18 protein-coding genes are annotated in these 25,064 nt (G+C 70.0%); 4 read left to right on the forward strand and 14 right to left on the reverse strand.

Features of this window, described 5'->3' with window-relative positions:
* Positions 1-51: 51 nt before the first annotated feature.
* On the reverse strand, positions 52-780 hold the full coding sequence (gene grpE, locus ACFT2C_RS17920) for a nucleotide exchange factor GrpE (RefSeq protein WP_377208426.1): 729 nt from the start codon (positions 778-780) through the stop codon (positions 52-54).
* Positions 777-2,645, reverse strand: coding sequence for a molecular chaperone DnaK (gene dnaK / locus ACFT2C_RS17925; RefSeq protein WP_377208427.1), 1,869 nt, complete (start codon positions 2,643-2,645; stop codon positions 777-779). The genes grpE and dnaK overlap by 4 nt, the downstream gene beginning before the upstream one ends.
* A gap of 184 nt (positions 2,646-2,829) precedes the next feature.
* On the opposite strand from dnaK, the gene ACFT2C_RS17930 reads away from it, so the two are divergent.
* Together ACFT2C_RS17930 and ACFT2C_RS17935 are read left to right on the forward strand one after the other, a co-directional pair.
* Positions 2,830-3,372, forward strand: coding sequence for a GNAT family N-acetyltransferase (locus ACFT2C_RS17930; protein WP_377208428.1), 543 nt, complete (start codon positions 2,830-2,832; stop codon positions 3,370-3,372).
* Between the two features lie 207 nt (positions 3,373-3,579).
* Entirely contained in the window at positions 3,580-3,852 is a 273-nt protein-coding gene (locus tag ACFT2C_RS17935) for a hypothetical protein (protein WP_253870913.1), read from the forward strand.
* 1 nt (position 3,853) lies between these two features.
* On the opposite strand, the gene ACFT2C_RS17940 is transcribed toward ACFT2C_RS17935, so the two are convergent.
* The 11 genes from ACFT2C_RS17940 to ACFT2C_RS17990 form a co-directional block, all read right to left on the reverse strand.
* Positions 3,854-4,996: a dipeptidase gene (locus ACFT2C_RS17940; RefSeq protein WP_377208429.1), complete on the reverse strand. Its 1,143-nt coding sequence runs from the start codon at positions 4,994-4,996 to the stop codon at positions 3,854-3,856.
* A gap of 84 nt (positions 4,997-5,080) precedes the next feature.
* Positions 5,081-8,149 carry a S8 family serine peptidase gene (locus ACFT2C_RS17945; protein WP_377208430.1) on the reverse strand — a complete coding sequence of 1,023 codons (3,069 nt, stop codon included), beginning with the start codon at positions 8,147-8,149 and terminating at the stop codon, positions 5,081-5,083.
* Positions 8,150-8,462: 313 nt separating this feature from the next.
* On the reverse strand, positions 8,463-8,870 hold the full coding sequence (locus ACFT2C_RS17950; RefSeq protein ID WP_377208431.1) for a hypothetical protein: 408 nt from the start codon (positions 8,868-8,870) through the stop codon (positions 8,463-8,465).
* Positions 8,871-8,947: 77 nt separating this feature from the next.
* Positions 8,948-12,388: an ALF repeat-containing protein gene (locus ACFT2C_RS17955; RefSeq protein WP_377208432.1), complete on the reverse strand. Its 3,441-nt coding sequence runs from the start codon at positions 12,386-12,388 to the stop codon at positions 8,948-8,950.
* Positions 12,389-12,568: 180 nt separating this feature from the next.
* Positions 12,569-14,320 (reverse strand): trypsin-like serine protease, encoded by a 1,752-nt coding sequence (locus tag ACFT2C_RS17960; protein ID WP_377208433.1) that lies wholly within the window; start codon positions 14,318-14,320, stop codon positions 12,569-12,571.
* Between the two features lie 281 nt (positions 14,321-14,601).
* Positions 14,602-14,964, reverse strand: coding sequence for an RNA-binding S4 domain-containing protein (locus tag ACFT2C_RS17965; protein WP_377208434.1), 363 nt, complete (start codon positions 14,962-14,964; stop codon positions 14,602-14,604).
* Positions 14,965-15,023: 59 nt separating this feature from the next.
* Positions 15,024-16,598, reverse strand: coding sequence for a glycoside hydrolase family 43 protein (locus ACFT2C_RS17970; protein WP_377208435.1), 1,575 nt, complete (start codon positions 16,596-16,598; stop codon positions 15,024-15,026).
* On the reverse strand, positions 16,595-19,060 hold the full coding sequence (locus tag ACFT2C_RS17975) for a beta-glucosidase (protein WP_377208436.1): 2,466 nt from the start codon (positions 19,058-19,060) through the stop codon (positions 16,595-16,597). Before ACFT2C_RS17975 ends, ACFT2C_RS17970 begins: the two co-directional genes overlap by 4 nt.
* Positions 19,061-19,200: 140 nt before the next feature.
* Positions 19,201-20,076 (reverse strand): carbohydrate ABC transporter permease, encoded by an 876-nt coding sequence (locus tag ACFT2C_RS17980; RefSeq protein ID WP_377208437.1) that lies wholly within the window; start codon positions 20,074-20,076, stop codon positions 19,201-19,203.
* Positions 20,076-21,098 carry a carbohydrate ABC transporter permease gene (locus ACFT2C_RS17985; RefSeq protein WP_377208438.1) on the reverse strand — a complete coding sequence of 341 codons (1,023 nt, stop codon included), beginning with the start codon at positions 21,096-21,098 and terminating at the stop codon, positions 20,076-20,078. Before ACFT2C_RS17985 ends, ACFT2C_RS17980 begins: the two co-directional genes overlap by 1 nt.
* Positions 21,099-21,106: 8 nt before the next feature.
* On the reverse strand, positions 21,107-22,393 hold the full coding sequence (locus ACFT2C_RS17990; RefSeq protein ID WP_377208472.1) for an extracellular solute-binding protein: 1,287 nt from the start codon (positions 22,391-22,393) through the stop codon (positions 21,107-21,109).
* A gap of 184 nt (positions 22,394-22,577) precedes the next feature.
* Here ACFT2C_RS17990 and ACFT2C_RS17995 point away from each other — a divergent pair, with 184 nt between their 5' ends.
* Positions 22,578-23,687 carry a LacI family DNA-binding transcriptional regulator gene (locus tag ACFT2C_RS17995; protein WP_377208439.1) on the forward strand — a complete coding sequence of 370 codons (1,110 nt, stop codon included), beginning with the start codon at positions 22,578-22,580 and terminating at the stop codon, positions 23,685-23,687.
* 16 nt (positions 23,688-23,703) lie between these two features.
* On the opposite strand, the gene ACFT2C_RS18000 is transcribed toward ACFT2C_RS17995, so the two are convergent.
* The gene (locus tag ACFT2C_RS18000; protein ID WP_377208440.1) at positions 23,704-24,306 is read right to left on the reverse strand and encodes a TetR/AcrR family transcriptional regulator; all 603 of its coding nucleotides are present in this window, start codon (positions 24,304-24,306) and stop codon (positions 23,704-23,706) included.
* Between the two features lie 110 nt (positions 24,307-24,416).
* Here ACFT2C_RS18000 and ACFT2C_RS18005 point away from each other — a divergent pair, with 110 nt between their 5' ends.
* Complete coding sequence (locus ACFT2C_RS18005; RefSeq protein ID WP_377208441.1) at positions 24,417-25,040, forward strand: NAD(P)-dependent oxidoreductase; 624 nt, start codon at positions 24,417-24,419, stop codon at positions 25,038-25,040.
* Positions 25,041-25,064 lie beyond the last annotated feature (24 nt).

Consider the following 25,064-nt stretch of genomic DNA (forward strand, 5'->3'; position numbering starts at 1 on the left):
GCGGTCGGGCTCGTGGAGAACTGGGCCTCGACGAGCTCGACCACCGCGAGATCACTCCGGCCCGACGACGCCCACGCGTGCCGCCCGGACCACCTTCTCGCCGATCTTGTACCCGGGCTCCACCACGAGGTTCACCGTGGTGGCCGTCGCGTCAGCGTCGGTCGAGTGCATGAGCGCCTCGTGCACGGTGGGGTCGAACTCCTCGCCCACCTTGCCGAACCGCTCGACGCCGAACTTCTGCAGGCTCTGGTCGAGCTTCTCGGCGATCGCGGCCATGGCCCCGCTCAGCTCGCCGTGCTGCTTCGCGCGCTCGACGTCGTCGAGCACGGGCAGCAGGGCCGCCAGCACGTCCTGCACGCCCCGGTTCCGCGCGGCCTCCTGGTCGCGCAGCGCCCGGTTGCGGTAGTTCGTGAAGCTGGCCCGCTCGCGCTGCAGCGAGTCCAGGTGCTCCGCCGCCTCGGCCTTCGCCTTCAGGACCTCGGACGCCTCTGCCGCTTCACCGGACGGCTCGAAGTCGAGTCCAGCCAGGGGGTCGCCGGAGGCGTCCGGGGTCTCGGCAGGCTCGACCACCGGCGCAGGCTCGACCACCGGCGCGGGCTCGGCCGCCGGCGCGGGCTCGGCCGCCTGCGCTGACTCGTCCGCGGACGCGGCATCGTCCGCCGGCTCGGCCGGGCGGGCCCGGTCGCCGGAGCTGTTCACCTTGCGCTTGTCGGTGAACTGGAAGGGGTGTTCCCCCGAGCCCTCGGGCTCGGGGGGACCCTGGGTGTTCTCTTCGGTCACTTGCGCTCGTCCTCGTCGTCCACGATCTCGGCGTCGACGACGTCCTCCTCGGGGGCGGACTGTGCGTTCGCCGTCTGCGGGCCGCCCTGGGCACCCTGTGCCGCGGGCTGCTCGGCGGCCGAGTACAGCGCCTCGCCGATCTTCTGCGAGGACGCGCCGAGCTTCTCGTACGCGGTCTTCACGGCATCGGCGTCCTCGCCCTCGAGCGCGGACTTCACCGCGGCGATGTCCGCCTCGACCTCGGTGACGACCTCAGCCGGGAGCTTGTCGCGGTTGTCCGCGATCTGCTTCTCCATGGAGTACGCGAAGGCCTCGGCCTGGTTGCGGGTGTCCGCCTCCTCGCGACGCTTCTTGTCCTCGTCGGCGTGCGCCTCGGCGTCCTTGACCATGCGGTCGATGTCCTCCTTGGGGAGGGCCGAGCCGCCGGTGATCTTCATCGACTGCTCCATGCCCGTGCCGCGGTCCTTGGCGGACACGTGCACGATGCCGTTCGCGTCGATGTCGAACGTGACCTCGATCTGCGGCACGCCGCGCGGGGCCGGGGCGATGCCGGTCAGCTCGAAGACGCCCAGCGGCTTGTTGTCGCGCGTGAACTCGCGCTCGCCCTGGAACACCTGGATCGCCACGGACGGCTGGTTGTCGTCGGCCGTGGAGAAGACCTCGCTCCGCTTGGTCGGGATGGCCGTGTTGCGCTCGATGAGCTTGGTCATCACGCCACCCTTGGTCTCGATGCCGAGGGACAGCGGGGTGACGTCGATCAGCAGGACGTCCTTGCGGTCACCGGAGATGACACCGGCCTGCAGCACGGCGCCGACGGCGACGACCTCGTCCGGGTTCACGCCCTTGTTGGGCTCGCGGCCACCGGTGAGCTCCTTGACGACCTCGGTCACGGCGGGCATGCGGGTGGAGCCACCCACGAGCACCACGTGGTCGATGTCGGAGACCGAGATGCCGGCGTCGCGGATGACCGCGTGGAACGGCGCCTTGGTGCGGTCGATGAGGTCCTGCGTCATCTGCTGGAACTGAGCGCGCGTGAGCTTCTCGTCCAGGTGGATGGGGCCGTTCTCGCTCATCGAGAGGTACTGCATCGAGATGTTGGTGCTCGTCGCGGACGAGAGCTCCTTCTTCGCCTGCTCGGCGGCCTCACGGAGGCGCTGGAGCGCGATCTTGTCCTTGGACAGGTCGACGCCCGAGGAGTTCTTCACCTGCTTGATGAGGTGCTCGACGACGCGCTGGTCCCAGTCGTCGCCGCCGAGGCGGTTGTCGCCGGAGGTGGCGCGCACCTGGATGGTCGAGAAGTCGTCCTCGTCCTTGCCTACCTCAAGGAGGGACACGTCGAACGTGCCGCCGCCGAGGTCGAAGACCAGGATGAGCTCGTCCTCCTTGCCCTTGTCCAGGCCGTAGGCGAGCGCGGCCGCGGTGGGCTCGTTGACGATGCGCTTGACGTCGAGGCCGGCGATCTGGCCGGCGTCCTTCGTCGCCTGGCGCTCGGCGTCGTTGAAGTACGCCGGGACCGTGATCACGGCCTCCGTGACGGGCTCGCCCAGGTACTCCTCGGCGTCGCGCTTGAGCTTGCCCAGGATGCGGGCGGAGATCTCCTGCGGGGTGTACTTCTTGTCGTCGATGTCCACCGACCAGTCAGTGCCCATGTGGCGCTTGACCGACGAGATGGTGCGGTCCACGTTGGTGACCGCCTGACGCTTGGCGACCTCGCCCACGAGGACCTCGCCGGTCTTGGAGAACGCGACCACCGAGGGGGTGGTCCGCGAGCCCTCCGCGTTGGCGATGACGGTGGGCTCGCCACCTTCGAGGACTGCCACCACCGAGTTCGTGGTGCCGAGGTCGATACCTACTGCGCGTGCCATGTTGGCTGCCTTCCTACGACAGATTGAGTCTTCTGCACTCAACTTAGGCCGGAGTCCGCCGGGAAGCAAGCTCGGTACCGCAAAGTTGAGTCCACATCACTCAACCCCGGTGGGAGCCGAAAAGTTCCCCCGTGCCGCATCTCGCCGACGACTGCCGGTGACGGCACGGGATTATCGTGTCGCCATGCCCTTCGACACCGCCCTGACCGACGACGTCACGCTGCGCGAGCTGACCAAGGACGACGCCGTGGCGATCGCCCACGCCTACATGCGCAACCGCGAGCACCTCGCCCCGTGGGACCCCGCGCGCCCCGAGGCGTTCTACACGGAGGAGTGGCACAAGGAGCGGCTGTGGGCGCAGGTGCTGGAGAACTCCACGGGCCGCGCGCTGCACACGGTGCTCGAGTCGGACGGCGAGATCGTGGGCTGCCTGAACCTCACCGACATCGTGCGCGGCGCGTTCGAGAACGGTCACGTCGGCTACTGGCTCGACTCCCGGTTCACCGGGCGGGGGCTGATGACCCGCGCCATCGAGGCCCTGGTGGTCCATGCGCGCGACGAGCTGGGGCTGCACCGCCTGCAGGCCGTGACCCTGCCGCACAACGAGGCGTCGCAGGCCGTGCTGACCCGAATCGGCTTCGAGCGGATCGGCTTCGCGCCGAGCTATCTGGAGATCGCCGGCGAGTGGCAGGACCACGTCATGTTCCAGCTGATCCTCCACCGGTGAGCCGGTGAGCGGGTGAGCCGGAGCGCCGTGCGACACGCCACACCCGGCACTATTTCACCCCCGTCAACAGGCGCGACGCCCGGACCTGCGGTACACAAGGGTGCACGACCGAGGCCACAGGGGGTGGGGCATCGGACGCGTACCCCGCGGGCCAGCCCGCGGGTGCCTGATGCCCGGGACCCCGGGCCCCGACGGGGGGAGACCACCATGGCAAGCATCCACGGAAGCTCGTTGTCGATAGCGCTCCTGACAGCTCTCCTCGACCCCGAGGAAGACGGACTCCGGTCGCCTCACGTCCAGGACCTGCTCCAGGAGGCGCTCGAGACGCGCGAGGACGCACGCGACGTGATCGTCGCTCTGCTCGCCTCGTCCGGCTCGATGCTGCGGCAGATCAGCTACCACAACGAGCAGGAGCCGCTCGAGTCCCTGCAGAAGGTGGCCCTGGGCTTCCAGCGCAAGGTGGTCCAGCTTCCGGGCTGAATCAGCCCGCTGCCCGGGCCGACGTCGCCACCGACTCGGCGTCGCGGAGCACTCGCAGGGTGTTCCCGCTGGTCAGCTTGCCGAGATCGGCGTCGGACCAGCCGTTGTCCGCGAGCGCCGCGAGCAGGCGCGGGTAGCCCGTCACGTCCTCCAGCCCTTCCGGCAGGTTGGGCGTGCCGTCGTAGTCGCCGCCGAGGCCCACGTGGTCGACGCCGGCGACCTCGCGCACGTGCTCGACGTGGGCGACGACGTCGGACAGCGTGGAGGTGGGCTGCGGGTGGGCGACCTGCCACTGCTTCATGAACGGCTCGAAGGTGCCGATGTCGGCGTTCCTGATCCCCTCGGCGGCTGCGGCGTCGGCGCCGGCGGCCCGCCACTCGGCGACGGCGGGTGAGACGAACTGCGGCACGAACGTCACCATGCAGACGCCGCCGTTGGTCGCGAGGGTGCCCAGGACGTCGTCGGGGACGTTGCGGGGGACGTCGCAGACGGCGCGGGCGCTGGAGTGGCTGAAGATCACCGGGGCCGAGGTGACGCGCAGCGCGTGGCGCATGGTGCCGGCCGAGGTGTGCGAGAGGTCGACGAGCATGCCGAGGCGGTTCATCTCGCGCACGACGTCCTCGCCGAACGCGGAGAGGCCGCCCAGCACCTCGTCGTCGGTGCCGGAGTCGGCCCACGGCACGTTGTCGTTGTGCGTGAGGGTCATGTACCGCACGCCGAGCGCGTGGAGCATGCGCAGCACGCCGAGGGACTCGTCGATGGAGTGGCCGCCCTCGGCGCCCATCAGGCTCGCGATCCGGCCCCGGGACCACGCCCGCTCGACGTCGGCGGCGGTCAGGGCGAGCTGGAGGGCGTCGGGGTAACGCTCGACCAGGCGGTGCACGCAGTCGATCTGTTCGAGCGTGGCCGTGACAGCGCCGCCACCCTGGAGCCTGGCCGGGACGTACACGGACCAGAACTGGGCGCCGACGCCTCCCTCGCGCAGGCGCGGCAGGTCGGTGTGGGTGGTGGTGAGGCGCTGCGCGATGTCGACGGCGTCGAGGTCGTAGGACGACTGCTCGCGCAGCTCCCACGGGAGGTCGTTGTGGCCGTCCCAGACGGGGTTCTTCTCGAGGAGCGCGGCGATGCGGGCGGCTGTCGTCATGCCGGGCAGGCTACTCCCGCGGGTCAGGAGACGTGTCAGACGTACAGGCCACCCGGGTGACCTGTACGTCTGACACGTCGGCGGTCAGCCCACCCGGCGCCAGGTGCAGTTGGCGGTCTCGAAGCCCTTCGCGCCGGACGTCAGCGTGATCGTCTTCGGGTCGGGTGCGGTGCCGGACGACAGCAGGTTGGCGCCGCCCGGCCGGCCGGTGAACTCGTCGCCGATGATCGCGTAGTAGCAGGAGCCGCCCTTGTCGGCCGGACCGGTGGTCACGTAGGTGCCGCGCTGCAGCTGGTCGCCGAGCATGTAGATGCCGTTGTTGGACGTGCTCATCCGCGGCTCCATCGTGCCCGAGTAGTACTTGACCCAGGGGCCGCAACTGTCGGACCAGAAGGCGTAGTCGGTGGACTTCACAGTGGCGATCCGCTGGCCGTAGCCGAAGTCCTGGCCGAGCAACGCCGTCTTGGAGTAGCGCTCCCAGGAGCAGAACCGCGAGCCCGCCGCGGCCACGTAGGTGCCTGCCGGCACGCTGCCGCTGCCGACGAGAAACCCGTCGTCCGCGGGGATCGCCGTGGCCGCCCGTCCGACGGCGGAGGTGGGCCCGCCCGAGCGGACCGCGGTCGCGTACCCGAACTCGCGGGCGGTGACGGCCACAGAGACCTTCTTGCCGAGCTGCGCGCCCTTGAGAGAGTACGTCGACGAGGTGGCGCCCGAGATCGGCACGCTGTCGGCGAACCACTGGTACGTGAACGACGGCGCCGGACGCCAGGTGCCGACCTTGGCCGTCAGCTTCCCGCCGACTCGTGCTGTGCCCGAGATCGTGGGCGAGGGGGACGCCGAGAACGCCCGGTCGACCGTGGAGTGGGCGGAGGTCACCGACTTCGTGGTGATGCCGGGGCGCTTGCCCGTGACCGTCACGGTGAGCTTGCGCCCGTCGTACGACGCCGGGATCGTGAAGCCCGAGCCCGTGGCCCCGGAGATGTTCTGGCCGTCGATCTTCCACTGGTAATTGGTCGTGGTGCGGGCGGGCGTGGCCGGCGGGGCGACCGCCGACACCCGCGCGCCCGGGGCGGACATCCCGGAGATGCGCGGCACATCCATGGAGAACGTCCCGTAGCCCACCGTGACGGCGGGGCTCGTGCGGGCCTCGGTCACGTAGCCCGGGCGCTTGCCCGTGATCGTGACGGTGAGCTGCTTGCCGAGGTGCGCGCTCGTGGGGACGAACGTGAACGACGTCGCGCCGGAGATCGGCGTGCCGTCCGCGAGCCACTGGTAGGTGAACGTGGTGCCGGAGGTCCAGGTGCCCGACTTCGCGTAGAGGGTGGTGCCCACCTTCGCGGCCGGGCTGATGGTCGGGTTGCTCGCAGTGATCGCTGTCGGTGCGATCACTGCGGTCTCGGCACTCGTCCGAGCCGTCGGCGTGCGTCCGGTGGCGCTGCCGAGCACCGTCACGGAGAGGCGGGCACCGCCATCGGCACCGCGGGGTGTGTAGGTGCTGCCGGTCGCCCCGAGGATCTTCGCGCCGTCGCGGCGCCACTGGAAGGTGAACGTCGCGGCCGGCGACCAGGCGGGCACCGTGGCCGTGAGCTGCACGCCGACCTTGGCCTCCGCGCCGGAGATGACCGGTTCGGGCGCGGCGTCGAACGCGAGCTTCGTGGCCAGCTGGTACGCCGCGAGGACGTCGAGCTTGCCCTCGCCCCACACGTTGTTGTCGTCCGTGGTGCCACCGCACGAGGTGTCACGCACGTCCCTCGCGGACCCGTCGAGGATCGCCCGGGTGCGCGTCACGTCGCCGACGAGCTCCGGCACGGCGTCCCACAGGAGGGCGACGGCGCCCGCGACGTGCGGCGCGGCCATCGATGTTCCGGACCACTGCTCGAACCCGCCGTCGAGCACCGCCGAACGGACGGAGCTGCCGGGTGCGGCGATGTCGGGCTTCACGGTCCCGCTCTGCCCAGGACCGCGCGAGGAGTAGGACGCGATCGCGCCCGACGGCGTGAACGCGCCCACCGAGTAGGACAGCGTGCGCGACCCCGGGCTGCCGGACGACTCGCAGCCGTACTCGCCCTTGTTGCCGTTGGACCACGTGCTGAACATGCCCGCCGCCTCCCAGGCGGAGATCACGTCCTCCATGAACGGGTCCGTCGAGAAGTCGAGGCCCCACGAGTTGTTCACGACGTGCGGGCGCTTGGCGGGGTCGGCGGCCGTGCCGTCCAGCCGGGTCGGCGCCAGGAGCCACTGGCCAGATGCAACGAGCGTGGCGTCCGCGCACCCGGCGGCACAACCGTTCGCCGCGATCCACTCCGCGCCGGGCGCCACGCCGATATTCATCGCTCCGTCGTCCGTGCCCACCATGGTGCCCATGGTGTGGGTGCCGTGCCCGTTGTCGTCGCTAGGGCTCGTTGAGCTGCCCACCGAGTCGAACCAGTTGTAGTTGCCGCCCGACGTCACACCGCGGTACTGCGCGGCCAAGGCCGGGTGGCTACGGCTTACGCCGGTGTCCAGGCCCGCGACGACCACGCCCTCGCCGGTGAAGCCGAGGCCCCACATGTCGTCCGCGTGGATCGCCTCGATGCCGTACGTCGAGTCCGACGCCGCGTTCGGCACGGCGCCGTCCGTCGTCTCCGGCTCCTCGAGCACGTGCCGCGTCGTCGGGCGGACCTCCAGGACCTGGGCGTCCGCCGCGAGGTCGACCGCCTGGTCAAGCGAGCCGTCCTCGACCAGGATCGCGTTCGTAGCCCAGTACGAGGTGTACTCGGTACCCGACTCCTCCAGGGCGGCGATCGCCTGCGCCTGGGACTCCTCCGCGGCCGCGACGAGCGTGTCGTACACGTACTCGCCACGCTCGGACCAGCTCGTGATCCCGCGAGCCGCAGAGAGGTCGGGCTCGCCGGCGAACCGCAGCCAGAAGGCCGTGTCGCCCTGGGCGCGGAAGGCCTTGGTGGCCGCGGGGGTGATCTTGTCCGCCGGGTCGACGACGCCGCGCGCCGCTTGGAGGCCGGGCAGGTCCCGGTCGGCAGCGCTGCTGGGGCGGACGCCGGCCCCGCCGACCGGCTCGGGGTCCGGCGCGGCGAACGCGGACGCGGGGGACGCGAGGAACGCGACGGTGGCTGCCGACGCGACAGCCCTGGTCACGAACGTGCGACGATGCATGTGGGCACTCCGGAGAGTTGGATGAGGGTGCCCAGTCACGGGCAGGAGCCCCCGCCGCGCAGGTTGGGGAGACAGCCGCACACTAGCCGTCGGACCGGCCCGAAATCCCGCAATCGTCGAGAAATCACCCGGCCCGTCCGGGACACCTCATCGACCCTCGCACAGGCCCGTCAATGCCGCCCGCGCAACTTGTCGATCTCGCGCCGCTCCCGCTTGGTCGGGCGCCACGCGCCGCGGTCACGCAGCAGGCTGCTGCCTGGTCGGGCCGCCGAGGCCGGCCGGAGGCGGCAAGCGAACCGCTCGCACCATGTTGCTATCCCGTGATGCGGTCGATGAGCTCCGCCAGGAAAGATCCCGCGGCGAGGTACAGCGCGAAGGCGACGATGACCACGATCCCTCCCACCGCAGCGGTCAACCCCTTTCCGCGTTGCGGCAGGAGACCGATCGACCCCTTTGCGAAATGGTGGTGCGGCGGCGCGTAGTAGATGTCGATCACGTCGCCCGGATCCACGTCCACGAGCAGGTCGACCTCCCCGTGACGCCAGATCCACGAGGCGTAGGCATGCACTAGGTAAGTTCCGCAGCGTACTGGGATGTCCCGGGTACCGGAGTACCTGACATCAACAGTGTTGCCGTCGATGTGAATCGTGCTGACCCTCGAGCCAATACTCGGGCTGACATGAAACCGTACGAGGCAATCGTATGCAGCACCGTCACTCATCCAAAACACCCTACTCCCGTACCAGGTCCTACGGGCTCACGAAGAAAGAAGATCCTCGGCAACCAACAAGATGACCTCTACCGGGTGAAAAACCCGTCGTCAATATTCGGGTCCCAGTCATGATAGGGGTGCGTCGGAAACCGGTCTTCTCCACCAGGCAGTTCCGGAAGAGTCGGTAGAATAACGTCCCACCTGTGCTGATAGTAGCGACGAACGACCTCATTGTCGCCAAGGAAGCCCCCCACTTCGCGATACATCGAACGAACCGGTGCACTACCACCGTTCTCGGTCAGGTATACGCTCGCCAATGTAGAGATAATGGTGGGGTCCACGAGGCCAATCCCTGCGAGCGCTCCGTTGATCGCAAATGAGCCGAACGACTCGAAGAACTGGTCGCTCTGCCACCCGTACGCTCGACCGTAGTGGTAGGTAGCTTCACCTTGAAAACCATTAGAGATCAGGGATGCCGCGAAACCATGCCCTCCCGGCAGCAAGTATCCCACCCGTCCAGCCAGGGTCGACAGATAAGAGAGCATATCGGCAGCCGCTGCCGGGTCATATGAGCCCGCGTGGTTCGGCCACAGCCCGACGAACTGATAGCGTGAGTTTTCATCCGTCGTAGGATCGATGCCCTGGTCTCTGATGGCACGTGAGCGCTCGACGTCGGCACTCAGCTCCCCGGGAAGCGAAGCCTGGCGCCGCTCCAGTTCTTCTCGCCATGCAGCACGTGCGGCCGCCGCGGCCGCGACCTGCGCAGCCCCCTCCGCGGCCCCGCTGTCGACAGCCGCCTGGCGAGCCGCTGCCCATGCATTCGTCGCAGACGTTCGCGCGCTCGAGGCGTACGACACGGACAGCGATGCCGACGCAGCCGCTTGGCGCGCGTGATAGTTCGCCCGCTGTACGGAGCGGCCGGCGATATCCGCGGCGAGCCGAGCAGCCTCAGCCGACTCGCTTGCGGCGGCGGCCGACGCTTCCGCGTCGTCGGCATGGCCGCTCGCCTGGGACGCGGCGTCGGACGCGTCATCGGCGTAGCCCTGCGCGCGGGAAGCCCACTGAGATGCCTCAGCTGCAGCCTTCCGTGCCACCGCTGCCGCTTCCGAGGCCCGGGCTGCGTCCTCTTGAGCTTGCGCCGCGACTTTGGCGGCACCTGCGATCGAAGCGCGGATCGCGCTTACGTGAGATGCGTGATCGTGATCCATCTGCACGGCGTGATGCTGACCCCGGCCGCTGATGAAGGAATTCCTCATGCCCGCGGGACCGCGGAGCGCGACCTCGGCCGCCGATCTCGTGTACGGACCTCCCACGTCGAGCAGCCGAAATGCCTCTACGGCTTCGTCCTCCTGTTGTGCCCGGGCAAGGCCGACCTGAACGCATTCGTTCAGCGCTTCGGGAGACCCGTCGGCAAGAGCGGCCTCGGCCGCCTCCCGGACAGCCCGTCCAGGGCTGCCTGACAGCGCCTGGAAGATGGTGAACCGGTTTTCCTCCGCAGCGGCCTCGATCCAGCCACCGTTCAGGAAAGAGGCGACATCGTCAGGGCTCTCGCTGTCGATGACCGCCTGCGCAGCCTCACCAAGGCGGACGACCGGCGACATCTTGGCGATGGAGGCGACGGCCTCGCGATCATCCTGTTGCTGTGCCAGGACGCGATCCGACTCGATCCAGTTGATGACGTCCTGATTGCCACCCGACAGTGCGAACTCGACCGCCTGTCGGGTCCAGACTGCGGTGCCTGAGTCGAGGATCTTGACGCCGGCCGCACGTGCGTCTGCGATCGCTTCGTCGATCCTGTTCTCTTGCAACGCCACTTCTGCCCGGCCGACCAACGACCGGATCTCCTCGGTCAGCTTTGCGGCCTGCGACATCTCGGCGTTGACCTGTTCCGCTTGCTCGGCCTCGTCCTGGGACTGTCGCACGGCCATGGCGATTGCCATGTCGGTTTCCTGAGCCAACCGCTCCGACTCGGCGGCCCGCGCAGATTCCTCCACTGATTGCGCCTGCGCAACCGCATCGGCGACACGCGTCGCAGCTTCGACCGCGGCCTCGGCTCGCGCGGTCGAGCGGTTTGCGAAGTCAATCGCTTCACCAGCGTGGTCAGCCGCGTCTTCTGCGGCAGCTGCGGCACTCTCGGCATGGTCCGCTGCGTCGTTGGCAGCATCACGCGCGACGCGCGCGGCACCGGCGGCCTGCCGCGCCAAGTTCTGGGCAGTCGCAGCCGCCCGTGTCGAGATGGCTGCAGCCGCCGCTGCATCTGCCGCGGCCTGGCGCGCCTCTTCCGCTTCGCTAGCGGACGCACCCGACGAGACTGCTGCGGCCGCCGACGCTGCTGCTGCTGCAGCAGCATTGGTCGCCGCGCCCGCCGCGGCCGCACCTGCCGCACCCGCGTTGTCAGCCGCCGTCGCAGCGTGCCCTGCGGCCGCTGCCGCGGACCTGGCCTGGAGCGCCGCGTTCCGGGCTCCTTCAGCTGCTAGGCGCGCCGCAGAAGCTCGGGAAGCATCCGCTGACGCAGCTATAGACGCCCGATACGCACGCGCCGCCGCTCGCCCAGTGCTCGCGGCGGCTGCAGCTGCCGACTGCGACGCATCTGCGGCTCGTCGAGAAGCTTCCTCAGCGACCCGGGACGCACTCGTCGCACTAGAGGCTGCAGAGGCCGCTCCTCTGGCCGCGGCCGCGGCCTTGGACGCTGCCCGAGCCGAGCGCTCGACGTCGTTCTCGGCCGCCCGGGCCTCTGCCGCAGCTTCCTCTGCCGCGGCCCTCGCCCGTTCTGCCGCAGCAACAGCCTTGTCCGAGAGGAGCACGGCCTTCTCTGAATTCAGCGCCGCCCGTCGGCCCCCTTCCTCGACAATCGCTACGAGCTGCTCGATCGTTGCAGATTCATCGTCACGCACCCGCGCTATGAACTGTCCTGACTCCAGGAACCAGCTCGCGGCTTCCGGCGACCCATCAGAGAGCGCACGTCGGGCATACTCGGCAACCTGTGGCGACGCCGTAGCCAAGATCTTGAAGACCTCGGCACGGTCGTCCTCCGCTTGCGCGGAGTACCGCCGCACATCCAGGAACAAGCGCAGTGCATCCTCAGTGCCAGCGTTCAGCGCGGCAGCGGCCTCGCGGCGAACTGCCGTCCCACCGTTGTTGAACTCGCTGAACACCTCGACCCGTAGATCCTCGAGCAGGACGCGCTCGAAACCGCCGTCGAGGAACGCCGAGACAGCGTCCCGACCGCCGACGAGTGCGGCACTCGCCCCCTCACGAACCGCCCTGCCGGCGAGCGGCAGAGCAGCGAACAGCGAGAACCTGTTGTCCTCGTCCTGTGCGGCAGGCAGCATCTGGTCGAGGAACACCGCGACGTCAGCGTCTGTCCCGGCCAGCGCTCTGGCCGCCGTTCCCCGAACAGCACGCCCACCCGTCTTGTACGACCACAGCACACGTCCGCGCGGAGTGGGGGGCAGCTCGGTCTCGGGGACGTCATCCAGCACCGATGCCCAAGCACGCGCCGGCAAGCAGGTGGGCAGCACAGGCACGCTGGCAACACCAACGGCCAGAGCGGTCAGAGCCTGGCGCCTAGTCCACAGTGTCGGTGGCATTGATGAACCCCTTCGTCACGAGTAGCTGAAGATCACCCAGATGGAACTGAAGACTGCGAACTGACGCGATTGCGCGAGCGGGATGCCCGACGGTTTCTACGAGCGGTCTTGACCGATTCATCGGGTCACCCGGATCTCGAGCAGAGTGGAATCGCCGTTGCCAGCGGACTCACCGACTGCCCGGATCTGGTTCGCCGGAATGTCGTACTCGGCAGCGCCCTGGTCCGAGATGAGCTCCACATGGGTGTTGCTTGAGTCGTTCGTGATCACGCCGAACACGAGGGGGATCTCAAGAGTCAGGAATCCCTCGTTACCGGTGGTCCGGAAGCAGACTTCCAAGCCCCTGGGGAGGCCTCGCGCCGAGATGCGCAGCAAGTTGCTCCCGCTGGAGCATTCCACCAGGACGATGTGCCCGTCGCCCCGCATCAGCTCGACGCCCCACTCGTCAAGGATCCGGTCCGCGCCGGGGTAGTTGAAGTCCTCGACCACGAACGGCAGGTCGTCCGGCGGCGTGGCAGCCGTCGGCGGATCGTCCGGGTACGCCATGGGCCGCGGCCCAAAGGATTCCCCTCCATCGATCCGAAAGTTGTCGACATGCTCGAACTTGAACTGGAACTCAGTAGGCGGGCACGTCGGCGGAACGGGGGCGGCAAGGGCGACGACACCGGCCGACCCGCAATCATCTGGGCCGGGAAGATACAGCGGGGGTTCCCACGCTCCGCCGTCGGCACGCAGCAGCCATGCGTCCTGTTCCTCGGTGCTCAACCGCGCCCGGACATACTCCCCGTTCGCCACCGACCTGATTGCGTAGTACCCGCCCTTCATCTGCGCCAGGGTGAACCGCTCCGTTGCTCCAGGCGTTATGACACGAGCGCGCAAGATGTCCCGATAGCTGTCCGTTCGCTCGATCTCGGCTTTCACGAAGCGGCCGTTCACTTCGGACCGGAACTCGACCGTCTCGCCGCCGTCCGCGGTGCGCAAGGTGTATGTCTCCGCGGAGGTCACATTCGCGGATGCGGCCCGAAGCAGCCTCGCCAAGTCGCCCGATCGACCTCCCTCCGCCGTCACGTACTGGCCACTTCGCCTCGACTTCAGCGCCCACCGCGCCACTCGGATGCCGATGTCCCCGGCCAGAACGTCGACGCGGGTCGCGACAGCAGCAGTACGCGTCTCCGCGGAGCCGAAGCATCCGCCCTGCCACGACCGGCTGGCGACGGCAACGAGCTCGTCACCGTCGATGCCGCTCCTGACGACGGGGCCGCCACCGTCACCCATGCAGATCGCCCCGCCGCCCTGGCTGTCGATCTGCAGGTCCGTCGCCGTACCTCCGACGACGGTGAAGGATTCGCGGTGCATCCGCAGCGGAGCCCACTCGTCCGCTGTGCGACCGTACCCGGAGACCTCCACAGTGTCGCTCGTGACTGCCGGAACACTGCTCAGGGAGACCGGTTCCACATTCGTAACCGGACTGCTCAGCCGCGCGAGTGTCAGATCGCGGCCAGCCATCGGAACGAGCTCGACAACGCCCCGCACGGCGCCGGCAGTACTCGTCGAGTCAGTCCGCCCCACGATGGCCTGCGTCGCCAGGGCCGGAGCACCGGGAACGAGCGTGGCGTACTGGGCGGGGTCATCGACAAAGCAGCTTGCCGCCGTGAGGACCCATAGCTCCTCGACGAGTGCGCCAGAGCATGCACGGTCGTGCGCGCCGATCTCGAGCTTCACGACATAGAGCTGCTCGCCTTCCGTTACCTGGTCGCCGACGAGGGCTTCGGCCGCAGGAGCCACCGCCATCGACGAGATCAGGAGAGCTGCTACCAGCATGGGCGCGGTCACAACCGCCGCCACGCGACTCGACCAGTATTTTCTCACCGAACGACCGTAGCGTGATTTAGCAGGATTTGGACTGGATTAACCCTTATAGGTGGGGTGAAAAAAGGGTTGAAGTGCCCCTTCGATGGCGCGGGCGTGCAGCCCGGCTGCTGACCGAAGCCGCGGGCTCCTCCGGTGCGGCGATCGTGCGCACGCCTGGCCAGACCGGACCCCGGAGTGCCGGACGCGCTGGACCTGCGCTGAGCAGGGGACGTGCCATGAACGTAGCGCCCTGAGTCAGGCAAAGTGGCCAAAATGCCGAGAAATCACCCGGGCAGATCTCAGGGTTCCCGCCGCCCGCGGAGCTTGTCGATCTCGCGCCGCTCCCGCTTGGTGGGGCGCCCCGCGCCGCGGTCACGCAGCCCGACGGCCTCCCGCTCGACCCGCGTCGGCAGGGGCGGGCTGTGGTCCAGGTAGGCCTTGGCCGCGATGGGCGCGCCGACCCGCTTGAGCAGCAGCTCCACGACCTCGACGTCCCGGTCCCGTAGGGGATCGCGCCAGGTCACACGATCGCCGACGGCGACGGACGTCGACGCCTTGGCGATCTTGCCGTTGATGCGGACCCGGTTGCTGCGGCACAGGTCGGCCGCGACCGACCGGCTCTTGGTCAGCCGCACCGCCCACAGCCAGACGTCGATGCGCATCGGCCCATCCTGTCACCGACTCCGGCCGTCAGAGACCCCGGTCGTCAAGGACCCCGCCGTCAGACGTACGGCTGGTACTCGAACCGCTCCACGGTCACCACCGAGTCCGACGGCGCACCGTCGCTCGTCGCGATGAGCCCCAGCCACAGGCCCACGAACCCCCCGGCCGCGACGCTGTCCAGGGTGCGCCCGTCCGCGACCGCCACCGTCTCCGGCGGCTCGTCACCGACACCCGCGAGCAGCGCGTAGTCCTGTCCCCTGGCCTGCACGGCAAGCGTGACGGGGCCGTCGCCGTCCGGCAGCGGGCGCTCCCCGAGCACCGTCGCCACGCCCGCCCGCCGGTGCACCGCGCGGACGCGGCGCCCGGCGGCGTCGGGCGAACCCGTGACCACCAGCAGCACGTGGTCCCGCTCGGACTGCCGCACCGCGAGGCCGGCCTGCTCGTCCGGCCCCGCCGGGTCGAACCGCAGCACGGTCCGCACCGTGACGTTCTGGTGCTGCTGGCGGACGCCGAGGAAGGCCGGCGTCGCCGCGTCGGTGAGATTCTCCGGGCGCGTGCGCAGCAGCCAGCCGGCGCCGTGCGGCTCGGCGAAGTCGGCCGGGCCTCGCAGCCCGGTCCACCGCAGGTCGCCGGGTAGCACCGGCCCGGCGGGCGGCCACGCAGCGACCGGGCCGCGTCCCGCGCCGTCCGCCCGGACGCCGTCCGGCACCTGCACCGTCTCGGGCACGCGGCCCTGCCCGGGTGCGAAGACCGGCCAGCCGTCCTCCCAGGTCACCGGCACGAGGAACGTCTCCCGGCCGAGGTTGTAGTGGTAGCCGCCGTAGGGGCGCATGGCGAGCAGCACGGCCCACCAGGAGCCGTCGGTCGCCTCCACCAGGTCGGCATGCCCGACGCCGACGACGCCCACGTCCCGCCCCAGGTGCCGGTGGGTCAGCACCGGGTTGGCCCGGTTGCCGACATACGGGCCGGTCACCGCGTCGGACCGCGCCACCGAGATCGCGTGGTGGAACTCGGTGCCGCCCTCCGCGGCGAGCAGGTAGTACGTGCCGTCCACCCGGTACAGGTGCGGCCCCTCGGCCCAGACCGCGCCCAGCACGGCGCCGCGCCAGAGCACGTGCTCGGGCCCGGTGAGCCGCATCGTCGCCGGGTCGAGCTCGCGCAGCCACACCTCGGTCTGGTCGTGCCACTCGGGCTCGCGGGCGAGCCGGGTGCCGTGCAGCCAGACACGGCCGTCGTCGTCGAAGAACAGGGACGGGTCGATGCCGTCCTCGTCGAGCCACACCGGGTCCGACCACGGCCCCGCCGGGTCGGTCGCGGTCAGCACGAAGTTGCCGCCCCGCGCGCTGTCCCGCTGGTCCACGAGCGTGCAGACCAGCCAGAACACCCCGTCGTGGTGCCGCAGCGTCGGCGCGTACAACCCGCCCGACGACGCGATCCCGCGCATGTCGAGCTGCCCCGCCCGGTCGATCGCGTGCCCGATCTGCTCCCAGTGCACCAGGTCGGCGCTGCGGAACACCGGCAGGCCGGGGAAGTACTCGAACGTTGAATTGACCAGGTAGTACTCGGTCCCGACCCGGCAGATCGTCGGGTCGGGGTAGCAGCCCGGCAGGATCGGGTTGTGGACGGCGGTCACGGCGCCACGGCGACGTCGACCCACCGCTGGTCCGCGGTCGTCACCTCGTGCACGTCGCCCGTGATCGCGACGACCGTACGGACCGGCGAGACGGCGACCGGCGCCGGGCCGCCGTGCGCGTCATTCGGCTCGTCCAGGTCGGCGATGCCCTCGGCCACGACTCTGACAACGCTGTCGGCCGCATGCGCACCGACCCACACCTCGACGTCGCCGGGCTCGACGATCCGCACCATCCTGCGGTCCGTGAACGCGAACCGCGTGGTCGGCACGTCGAACGTGATGGTCGTCGACTCCCCCGGCCGCAGCGTGACCCGGTGATAGCCGAGCAGCTGCGCGGTGGGTCGCGTGACGGAGCCCTGCACGTCGTGCCCGTAGAGCTGCACCACGTCGGACCCGGCCACCCCGCCCGTGTTCGTCACCGTCACGACGGCGCGGAAGGTGCCGCCCGCCTCGACCGACGGGTCGACGGACACGAGTTCACGCGCGAACGTCGTGTAGGACAGGCCGAACCCGAAGGAACGCAGCGGCGTCGAGTCGGTGGACGTCACCTCGGACGCGCCGCCGAGGATCGGGTGCAGGTACGAGTACGGCTGCGAGCCCGTGGATCGCGGGAGCGACACGGGCAGCCGGCCGGACGGGTTGACCCGGCCGGAGATCACGCCGGCGAGGGCGGTGCCGCCCTCCTCGCCCGGGAAGAACGCCTGCAGGACGGCGCCGGGCCGCGTCGCGCCGGACTCGCCCGCCGCGCCCGCCTCCCCGGGGCCAGTCGAAGGATCCAGCGCCCAGCCCACCGCGTACGGGCGACCGGTCAGCAGCACCATGACCACGGGCTTGCCCGTGGCGAGCACCGCCTCCACGAGCTCGCGCTGCACGCCGGGCAGCTCCAGCGACTCGCTGTCGTTGCCCTCGCCCACGGTGCCCCGGCCGAACAGCCCGGCCTGGTCGCCGACCACGACTATCGCGACGTCGGCGGCCTCGGCCGCGGCGACGGCCTCGGGGAACCCGGAGGTGTCGTCGCCCTCGACCGCGCAGCCCTGCGCGAACGTGAGCTCGGGCTCGGGCAGGCCCGCGCGGCCGAACTCCCCGGCCAAGGCCTCGGACACGGACGGGATCTCGAACCCGGCCGGGACGCCCGGGAAGTGCGCCAGCACATGGTTCGCGAACGAGTAGCAGCCCATGAGGGCCTCGGAGCGCGCCGCGTTCGGCCCGATCACTGCCACGCGGGCCGGCTTGTCGTGCCACGCGCCGAGCGGCAGCACGCCGTCGTTCGACAGCAGCACCACCGACTCCTCGGCGAGCCGGCGCGCGACGTCGCGGTGCGCGGGCGAGTCCAGGTCCACGACGGCGGGCGGCGCGTCCTCGTACGCGTCCGGGTCGAGGAGCCCCAGCTCCTCCTTCTGCTTGAGCGCGCGCAGCACCGCCCGGTCCACGATCTCGACCGGCACCGTCCCGTCCGTGACGAGCGCGGCGAGCGGCTCCAGGTACGCGTCACCCGACGGCAGCTCGATGTCGACGCCCGCCTCCAGGGCCGCGGCGGCGGCCGCGCCCCGGTCCGCCGCGATGGCGTGCATGACGTTCAGGAACGCGACGCCGAAGTAGTCGGCGACCACCACGCCGTCGAACCCCCACCGCTCGCGGAGCACCTCGGTGAGGTACTCCCCCGACGAGTGCATCGGCACGCCGTCGACGTCGTTGTACGAGGCCATGACGCCCCGCACCCCGCCGTCGAGCACCGCCATCTCGAAGGGCGGGAGGAAGACGTCGGCGATCTCGCGCGGGCCCGCGCTCACCGGGGCGTGGTTGCGCCCCGCCTTGGACCCGGAGTAGGCGACGAAGTGCTTGAGCGTGGCGTGCACGCCGGCGCCCTGCAGCCCGCGGACGTACGACGTGCCGACAGTGCCGACGAGGTACGGGTCCTCGCCGATGCACTCGTCGACCCGCCCCCAGCGGGGGTCGCGGACGACGTCGAGCACCGGGGCCAGCCCCTGGTGGACGCCGAGCTGCCGCATGGACTGGCCGATGAGGCGGCCCATCTCAGCGACGAGCTCCGGGTCGAACGACGCGCCCCACGCGAGCGGCGTCGGGAAGGTGGCCGCCTGCCAGGCCGCCAGGCCCGTGAGGCACTCCTCGTGCACCAGCGCGGGGATCCCGAGACGCGTCTCGCGCTTCAGCCTCCGCTGCTCGTCCCAGAGCCACGCGGCGCGCTCGGCCGGGTCCACGGGCCGCGTGCCGTACACGCGGGTGTAGTGGCCCAGGCCGTTCTTCGTGATCTCGGAGAGCGCGGCGGAGCCCTGGTCACGGGCCATCTCGCCCTGCATCGGCGCCACGACGTTGCCGCCCTGGTCCAGCCAGTACCCGACCAGCTGGGCGAGCTTCTCCTCGAGGGTCATCTGTGCGTGCAGCTCCCGCACGCGCTCCGACACCTCGGGCATCGCCCTCAGCGCCACCGGCAGCTCCGTCATTAAACGTTTCCTCTCTCGACCTGCTTGTACGACCCGGCTTGTGCGACCCGGCTTGTGCGACCGTGCTTCGGCCCTGCTTCGGCCGTGCTTGCTTCAAGACCGGGCGCGGGCGCGCCGGCAGGCGCGCCCCGCGCCCGGGGTCAGCCCTTGACGGCTCCTGTGAGACCGCCGACGATGCGCCGCTCGAACAACGAGAAGAAGATCAGCGCGGGAATCATCGACAGCGACGTGAACGCCAGCACCCGTGCCGTGTCGACCGAATACTGGGAGGCGAACGCCTGGACCCCCAGCGGCAGCGTGTACGACAGCTCGTCGTTCAGGATGAACAGCGGCAGCATGTACGAGTTCCACGACGCGACGAACGCCAGGATGCCGACGGTGATGACGCCCGGCAGCGACAGCGGCACGACCATCCGGAAGAAGAACCCGATGCGGCCCGCGCCGTCGATCGAGGCAGCCTCCTCGATCTCCTTCGGGATGGCGCGCAGGAACGGCACCAGGATGATGATCGTGGTCGGCAGCGCGAACGCGATCTGCGGCAGGACTATGCCGCCCACGGTGTTCATCAGGCCCAGGTCACGGATCAGGATGTACAGCGGGGTGATCGCCACGGTCATGGGGAACATGAGGCCGGCCGCGAACAGCGAGTACATCGCGCCGTTGAGCTTGAAGTCGTACCGCGCGAGCACGAAGCTCACCATGAGCCCGAGCGCCACGACGCCGACCGTGGTGAGGATGCCTGCGACCGCGGAGTTGGCGACCTGGCGCCAGAACACCCCGCTCGTGAGCACGCTGAGGTAGTTGTCGATCACCCACGGGCTCGGCAGACCGGACGGGTCGACGGTGATCTGCGCGTTCGTCCGGAACCCGCCCACGATGATGTAGAGCACCGGACCGATGCAGATGCCGACGAAGAGGAAGGCGATGACATAGGTCATCGGGCTGCCCCAGGCGACCTTCGGCATCCGGCGGAGCTTCTGCCCGGCCGTCGTGGGGGCTTCGAGCAGCGCCGCCATCATTTCTTCCCTTCCGTGAGTGCGCCCTCGGTGTCCCGGCGCAGCACGTAGCGCTGGTAGACCAGGGCGATGACGAGCGAGATCACGAACAGCACGACGGCGACCGCGTTGCCGTAGCCGAAGTTCCCCGCGAGCCGCCCGTTCAGGACCATGTAGGTCGCCATCGTCGAGGTGCCCGCCGTCGCGGAGACGTACTGGCCCCAGATGATGTAGACGAGGTCGAAGAGCTGGAGCGAGCCGATGATCGACAGGAACGCCCAGATGCGGAGCGTCGGGCCGAGCAGCGGCAGCGTGATGGTCCGCTGGATCTGCCAGTACGAGGCGCCGTCGATCGAGGCCGCCTCCGAGAGCTCCTCGGGGATGCTCTGCAGGCCCGCGAGGAACAGGATCACGGCGAAGCCGATGTACTTCCAGCTGATGATGATCATCAGCGACCAGATGGCGATCTTGGGATCGGACAGCCAGTCGACCGTGAGGAACCCGAGGCCCAGCTTGTCGAGCAGGTCGTTCACCGCGCCGGAGGTCTGGAGCATCAGGCTCCAGCCCGTGCCCACGATGACCTCCGAGATCACGTACGGCACGAAGATCAGGACGCGGATGATCGACCGGCCGCGGATCTTCTGGTTCAGCAGGAGCGCCAGCGCGACCGCCGCCGGGCCCTGGAGGATCAGGGACAGCACGACGATGTAGCCGTTGTGCAGCAGCGCCTCGTGGAAGGCCGAGTCCTTGAAGATGGTCAGGTAGTTCCGGAGTCCGATGAACTCCGTCGGCGGGCCGTAGCCCTTCCAGCTGAAGAACCCGTAGTAGGCCGCCAGGAAGACGGGGAAGATCACGAACGCCAGGAACACGACGATGGCGGGACCCGAGAGCAGGCTGATCTCGAGCGTCTTGCGCCAGTCGGTCTTCCGGCCCCGCCGCGGCCGGCGGGCCGGAGACGGCGTCTGCACGCCGCCTCCGGCCACCGAGGCACCCTCAGGCGAGGTCGTCACGGTTGCTGAGTTCTCGCCCAGGGAGTGAGTCATCTGGCTCGTTACTCCATCGCCGCTGCGGCGTTCACGGCGTCGACGATGCTCTGCGGGTCACCGTCACCGGCCAGCAGCTCGACGACGCCTGCGTTGAGCGCGTTGCCCACGTTCTGGCCGTACAGCGTGTCCAGCCAGACGGAGACGTACGGGGCCTTGTTGTAGGCCTCGAGGACCGACTTCAGGGCGGGGTCGGTCACGACGCCCTGGGCCTCCTGGCTGGCGGGCAGCGTGACGAACGCCTCCGCGTACTTCTCCTGGTACTCCTTCTGCATGAAGAAGTTCAGGAACTCGGCGCACTCCGGCGGCGCCTCGACGAAGCAGGAGTAGCCGTCGACGCCGCCCATGAACGCGGCAGGGTCGCCCGCTCCGCCGTCAACGGCGGGGAACGGGAACCAGCCGAGGTCCTTCAGCGGCTTCTGGTCGGGGGTCAGGCCCGCGATCACGCCCGGGTCCCAGGCGCCCATGAGCTCCATGCCCGCCTTGTGGTTCGCGATGAGACCGGCCGAGGAGCCGGCGCCCTGCTGGGCCGTCGCGGTGAGGTAGCCCTCCTGGAACGGCTCGGTCTCGGCGAACGCCTGCAGGTCCTCGCCGGCCGCGAGCCAGCACTCGTCGTCGAAGCTACGGGACTCGGCGGCGGCCTCGAGGGTCTCCTGCGAGCACTCGCGCAGCGCGAAGAAGTAGAACCAGTGCGCGGCGGGCCAGGCGTCCTTGCCGCCGAGTGCGATCGGGGCGATGTCGGCGGACTTGAGGTCGGACACGACGCCGTTCAGGTCGTCGATGGTGGCGGGCGTCTCGGTGACGCCGGCGTCGTCGAAGAGGTCCTGGCTGTAGAAGATGCCGCCGGGCAGGATGGACGTCGGCATGCCGTAGATCTTCCCGTCCACGGAGAGGGCGCTGAAGCCGGCCTCGCCGACAGCGGTCTTCGCGGCGTCGTCGATCGAGTCGGTGAGGTCCATGATCTGGCCGGCCTCGACGACGTCGGCCAGCTTGCCGCCGCCGCGCGCCATGAAGATGTCCGGGGCGTCGCCCGAGTTCAGGGCGGTCTGCAGCTTGCCGTCCATGTCCTCGTTCTGGATGGACTGGACCTCGATCTTCACGCCGGGGTTGGCCTCCTCGAAGGCGGCGACCGTGTCCTCCCAGTACGCCTTGCCGGGACCGGTGGTCGAGTTGTGCCAGAAGGTCATCGTGACGTCGCCGTCCGACCCTCCGCCGCTGCCGCCGGAACAAGCCGCGGCCAGCAGGGCAACGGTGGCGCCAAGGGCAAGAGTGCCCGCGGCCCGCGTCTTCCTCATCATTGTGGAACCCCTTGTAGGTCGTCATCGACAGTCGGCAGGAGCCTGCCGGTTGACGGACCACGAAGTCCGCCACACCAGGAGACTGTCAGGAGGGTCCTGGCCAAGTCAAACGGTTTCGATATCGATTTCGAAACGGATCGGCTTAGCGGACACAGGCTGTTGCCCGAGGTACTCTCGCACCGTGCACAGTGGGACAGGCTCACCCGGGTCCACCGCCGGACCGGGTGACAGCGTGACGAACGGCCCGGAGTCCCCGGAACCGCTCGCCACCCAGGAGCGTGCGACCGGCCGCGCCACCATCACCGACGTCGCGCGGGTCGCCGGCGTCTCGGTCGCGACCGTCTCCAAGGTCGTGAACGGCCGGTACGGCGTGGCGGCGGCCACCGCCGAGCGGGTGCTCGGCGTCGTCGCCGACCTCGGGTACGAGTCGTCCCTGGTCGCGCGCAGCCTGCGCCGCCGCAAGACCAACGTGATCGGCGTGCTCGTCGCCGAGTTCGAGCCGTTCAGCACGGAGCTCCTCAAGGGCATCTCCGCCGCCGTCGACGGGACGGGCTACGAGCTGCTCGCCTACTGCGGCGACGCCGGGCACTCGGACCACGTGGGCTGGGAGCGCCGGTCGCTGTCCCGCCTCGCGGGCACCCTGATCGACGGCGTGGTCATCGTGACGCCGACGCTCGCCCTGCCGGTGCACGAGGGCGTCCCGATCGTCGCGATCGACCCGCACACCGGGCCCACCGGCCCGGCCACCGTGGACTCCGACAACCTGGGCGGCGCCCGCGCCGCCACCGAGCACCTCATCGCCCTGGGCCACACGCGCATCGGCTACCTGGGCGGACGCGCCGACCTGGAATCGGCCCGCCTGCGCGAGCTCGGCTTCCGCGAGGCGATGCAGGCGGCGGGCCTCACCCCGGACCCGAGCCTCGTGCTCGAGGGCGGCTACCGCCCGGACCGGTCCGACCGCCCCACCCACGACCTGCTCGAACGCCCCGACCGGCCCACCGCGGTCTTCGCCGCGAACGACCTGTCCGCGATCCACGTCATCCAGGTGGCCCAGGAGCTGGGCCTGCGTGTCCCGGAGGACCTCTCGGTCATCGGGTTCGACAACATCCCGGAGGCCGCCGCGTCGGTGCCGCCGCTGACGACCATCGCGCAGTCCCTGCACGAGATGGGTGCCGAGGCGCTCCGGATGGTCGTCGGGATGCTGGAGTCGGGCACCACGGCCGGCAAGCACACGCGCCTGCCCACGCGGCTGGTGCAGCGCGCGAGCACGGCCCCGCCGCCCACCAAGTAGCTGTCAGACCGACAGGTCACCCGGGTGACCTGTCGGTCTGACAACTCTGCGGGGTCAGGGCCGGGAGCACCTGGGCGACCAGGCGCTTTCCCAGGCCGGGCTCGTCCACGGCCCCGCCGCCCCAGAACGCGGCGAGGAACGCCTGGTGCAGCGCGGCGCCGACCAGCAGCCGGGCGACCGCCTCGACGTCGACGTCGGGACGCACCCGGCCCGCCTTCATCTCCGCCTCCAGATAGGCCTGCAGCCGGAGCAGCGGCACCTGCGGCCCTGCCCCGTGCGCCGCTATCGCCTCTCGGTGCCGCGCCAGGAGCGTGCTGCTGGAGAAGATCGAGGCGGAGATCGGGAAGCTGTCCACGTAGAAGTCGAGCAGCCCGCTGACCATCCGCACCAGGTTGGCCTCGACGGTTCCCGTGCCGGCCGCGTCGTCGGGCAGGGCGAAGCCCGGCAGCCGCTCCTCCAGCACCGCCATGAACAGACCCTGCTTGTCGGCGAAGTGGCGGTACAGCAGCGCCTCCGAGCAGCCGGCCGCCCGCGCGATCTCCTTGGTCGTCGCGTGCGCGACGCCCTGCTCGCGCATCACGCGCGCCGCCGCGTCGAGGATCCGCTCCCGTGTGCTCATGCCAGACATTCTCGCCCCGTTCCCTTGACCAGCAGTCATGCCGCGTGGCACGGTGTGAGTAAGTATTCACTCACACCCTCTCGAGCACCACCCCAGAACGAGGAGATGCCATGAAGATCGCTGTCGTCGGAGCGAGCGGCCGTACCGGCCGCGAGCTCGTCCGCGCCGCAGCCGCGGCCGGCCACGAGGTCGTCGCCGTCGTGCGCGACCCGTCCCGGCTGTCCGGTCCGCCCGGGGAGGTCCGGGTCGCCGACGTTTCCGACGTTGCCGCGCTCACCGCCGCGTTCCAGGGCGTGGACGCCGTCGCGAGCTGCCTCGGGCCGGTGGCCGGCGAGTCGGCGCACGTCCTGCGCGACGGAATCACCGCAGTCCTCGCGGCCATGGACGGCGCCGGGGTGCGCCGCCTGGTCGCGATCAGCGCGAGCGGCTGGCTGGTCGACGGCGACGACCCGCTCTCCCGCTACGTCGCCAAGCCGATCCTCAAGCGGGCGCTGGCCGAGGCGAACGCCGACCTGGAGGCCATGGAGAAGGTGATCAGGGCCAGCCACGTCGACTGGACGATCATGCGCCCGCCGCGCCTCCAGGACCGGCCGGGCACCGGCCGCTACAAGGCCCGGCGCGACGGCAACGTGCGCTGGGCCTGGACGATCGCCCGGCCCGACCTCGCCCTCGCGATGCTCGACGCCCTGCCGGACGACACCGCCGTCGGACAGGCGATCTCCGTCGCCGCCTGAACCGTCGCCGCGCGAACCGGGTGC

The organism is Promicromonospora sp. NPDC057138, assembly GCF_042670845.1.
Taxonomy (GTDB): Bacteria; Actinomycetota; Actinomycetes; order Actinomycetales; family Cellulomonadaceae; genus Promicromonospora.

Coding starts and splice junctions, on each gene's coding strand:
- dnaK (WP_377208427.1), bottom strand. CDS start 2,645: ATGGCACGCGCAGTAGGTATCGACCTCGGCACCACGAACTCGGTGGTG.
- ACFT2C_RS17930 (WP_377208428.1), top strand. CDS start 2,830: ATGCCCTTCGACACCGCCCTGACCGACGACGTCACGCTGCGCGAGCTG.
- ACFT2C_RS17935 (WP_253870913.1), top strand. CDS start 3,580: ATGGCAAGCATCCACGGAAGCTCGTTGTCGATAGCGCTCCTGACAGCT.
- ACFT2C_RS17940 (WP_377208429.1), bottom strand. CDS start 4,996: ATGACGACAGCCGCCCGCATCGCCGCGCTCCTCGAGAAGAACCCCGTC.
- ACFT2C_RS17945 (WP_377208430.1), bottom strand. CDS start 8,149: ATGCATCGTCGCACGTTCGTGACCAGGGCTGTCGCGTCGGCAGCCACC.
- ACFT2C_RS17950 (WP_377208431.1), bottom strand. CDS start 8,870: ATGAGTGACGGTGCTGCATACGATTGCCTCGTACGGTTTCATGTCAGC.
- ACFT2C_RS17965 (WP_377208434.1), bottom strand. CDS start 14,964: ATGCGCATCGACGTCTGGCTGTGGGCGGTGCGGCTGACCAAGAGCCGG.
- ACFT2C_RS17975 (WP_377208436.1), bottom strand. CDS start 19,060: ATGACGGAGCTGCCGGTGGCGCTGAGGGCGATGCCCGAGGTGTCGGAG.
- ACFT2C_RS17980 (WP_377208437.1), bottom strand. CDS start 20,076: ATGGCGGCGCTGCTCGAAGCCCCCACGACGGCCGGGCAGAAGCTCCGC.
- ACFT2C_RS17985 (WP_377208438.1), bottom strand. CDS start 21,098: ATGACTCACTCCCTGGGCGAGAACTCAGCAACCGTGACGACCTCGCCT.
- ACFT2C_RS17990 (WP_377208472.1), bottom strand. CDS start 22,393: ATGAGGAAGACGCGGGCCGCGGGCACTCTTGCCCTTGGCGCCACCGTT.
- ACFT2C_RS18000 (WP_377208440.1), bottom strand. CDS start 24,306: ATGAGCACACGGGAGCGGATCCTCGACGCGGCGGCGCGCGTGATGCGC.
- ACFT2C_RS18005 (WP_377208441.1), top strand. CDS start 24,417: ATGAAGATCGCTGTCGTCGGAGCGAGCGGCCGTACCGGCCGCGAGCTC.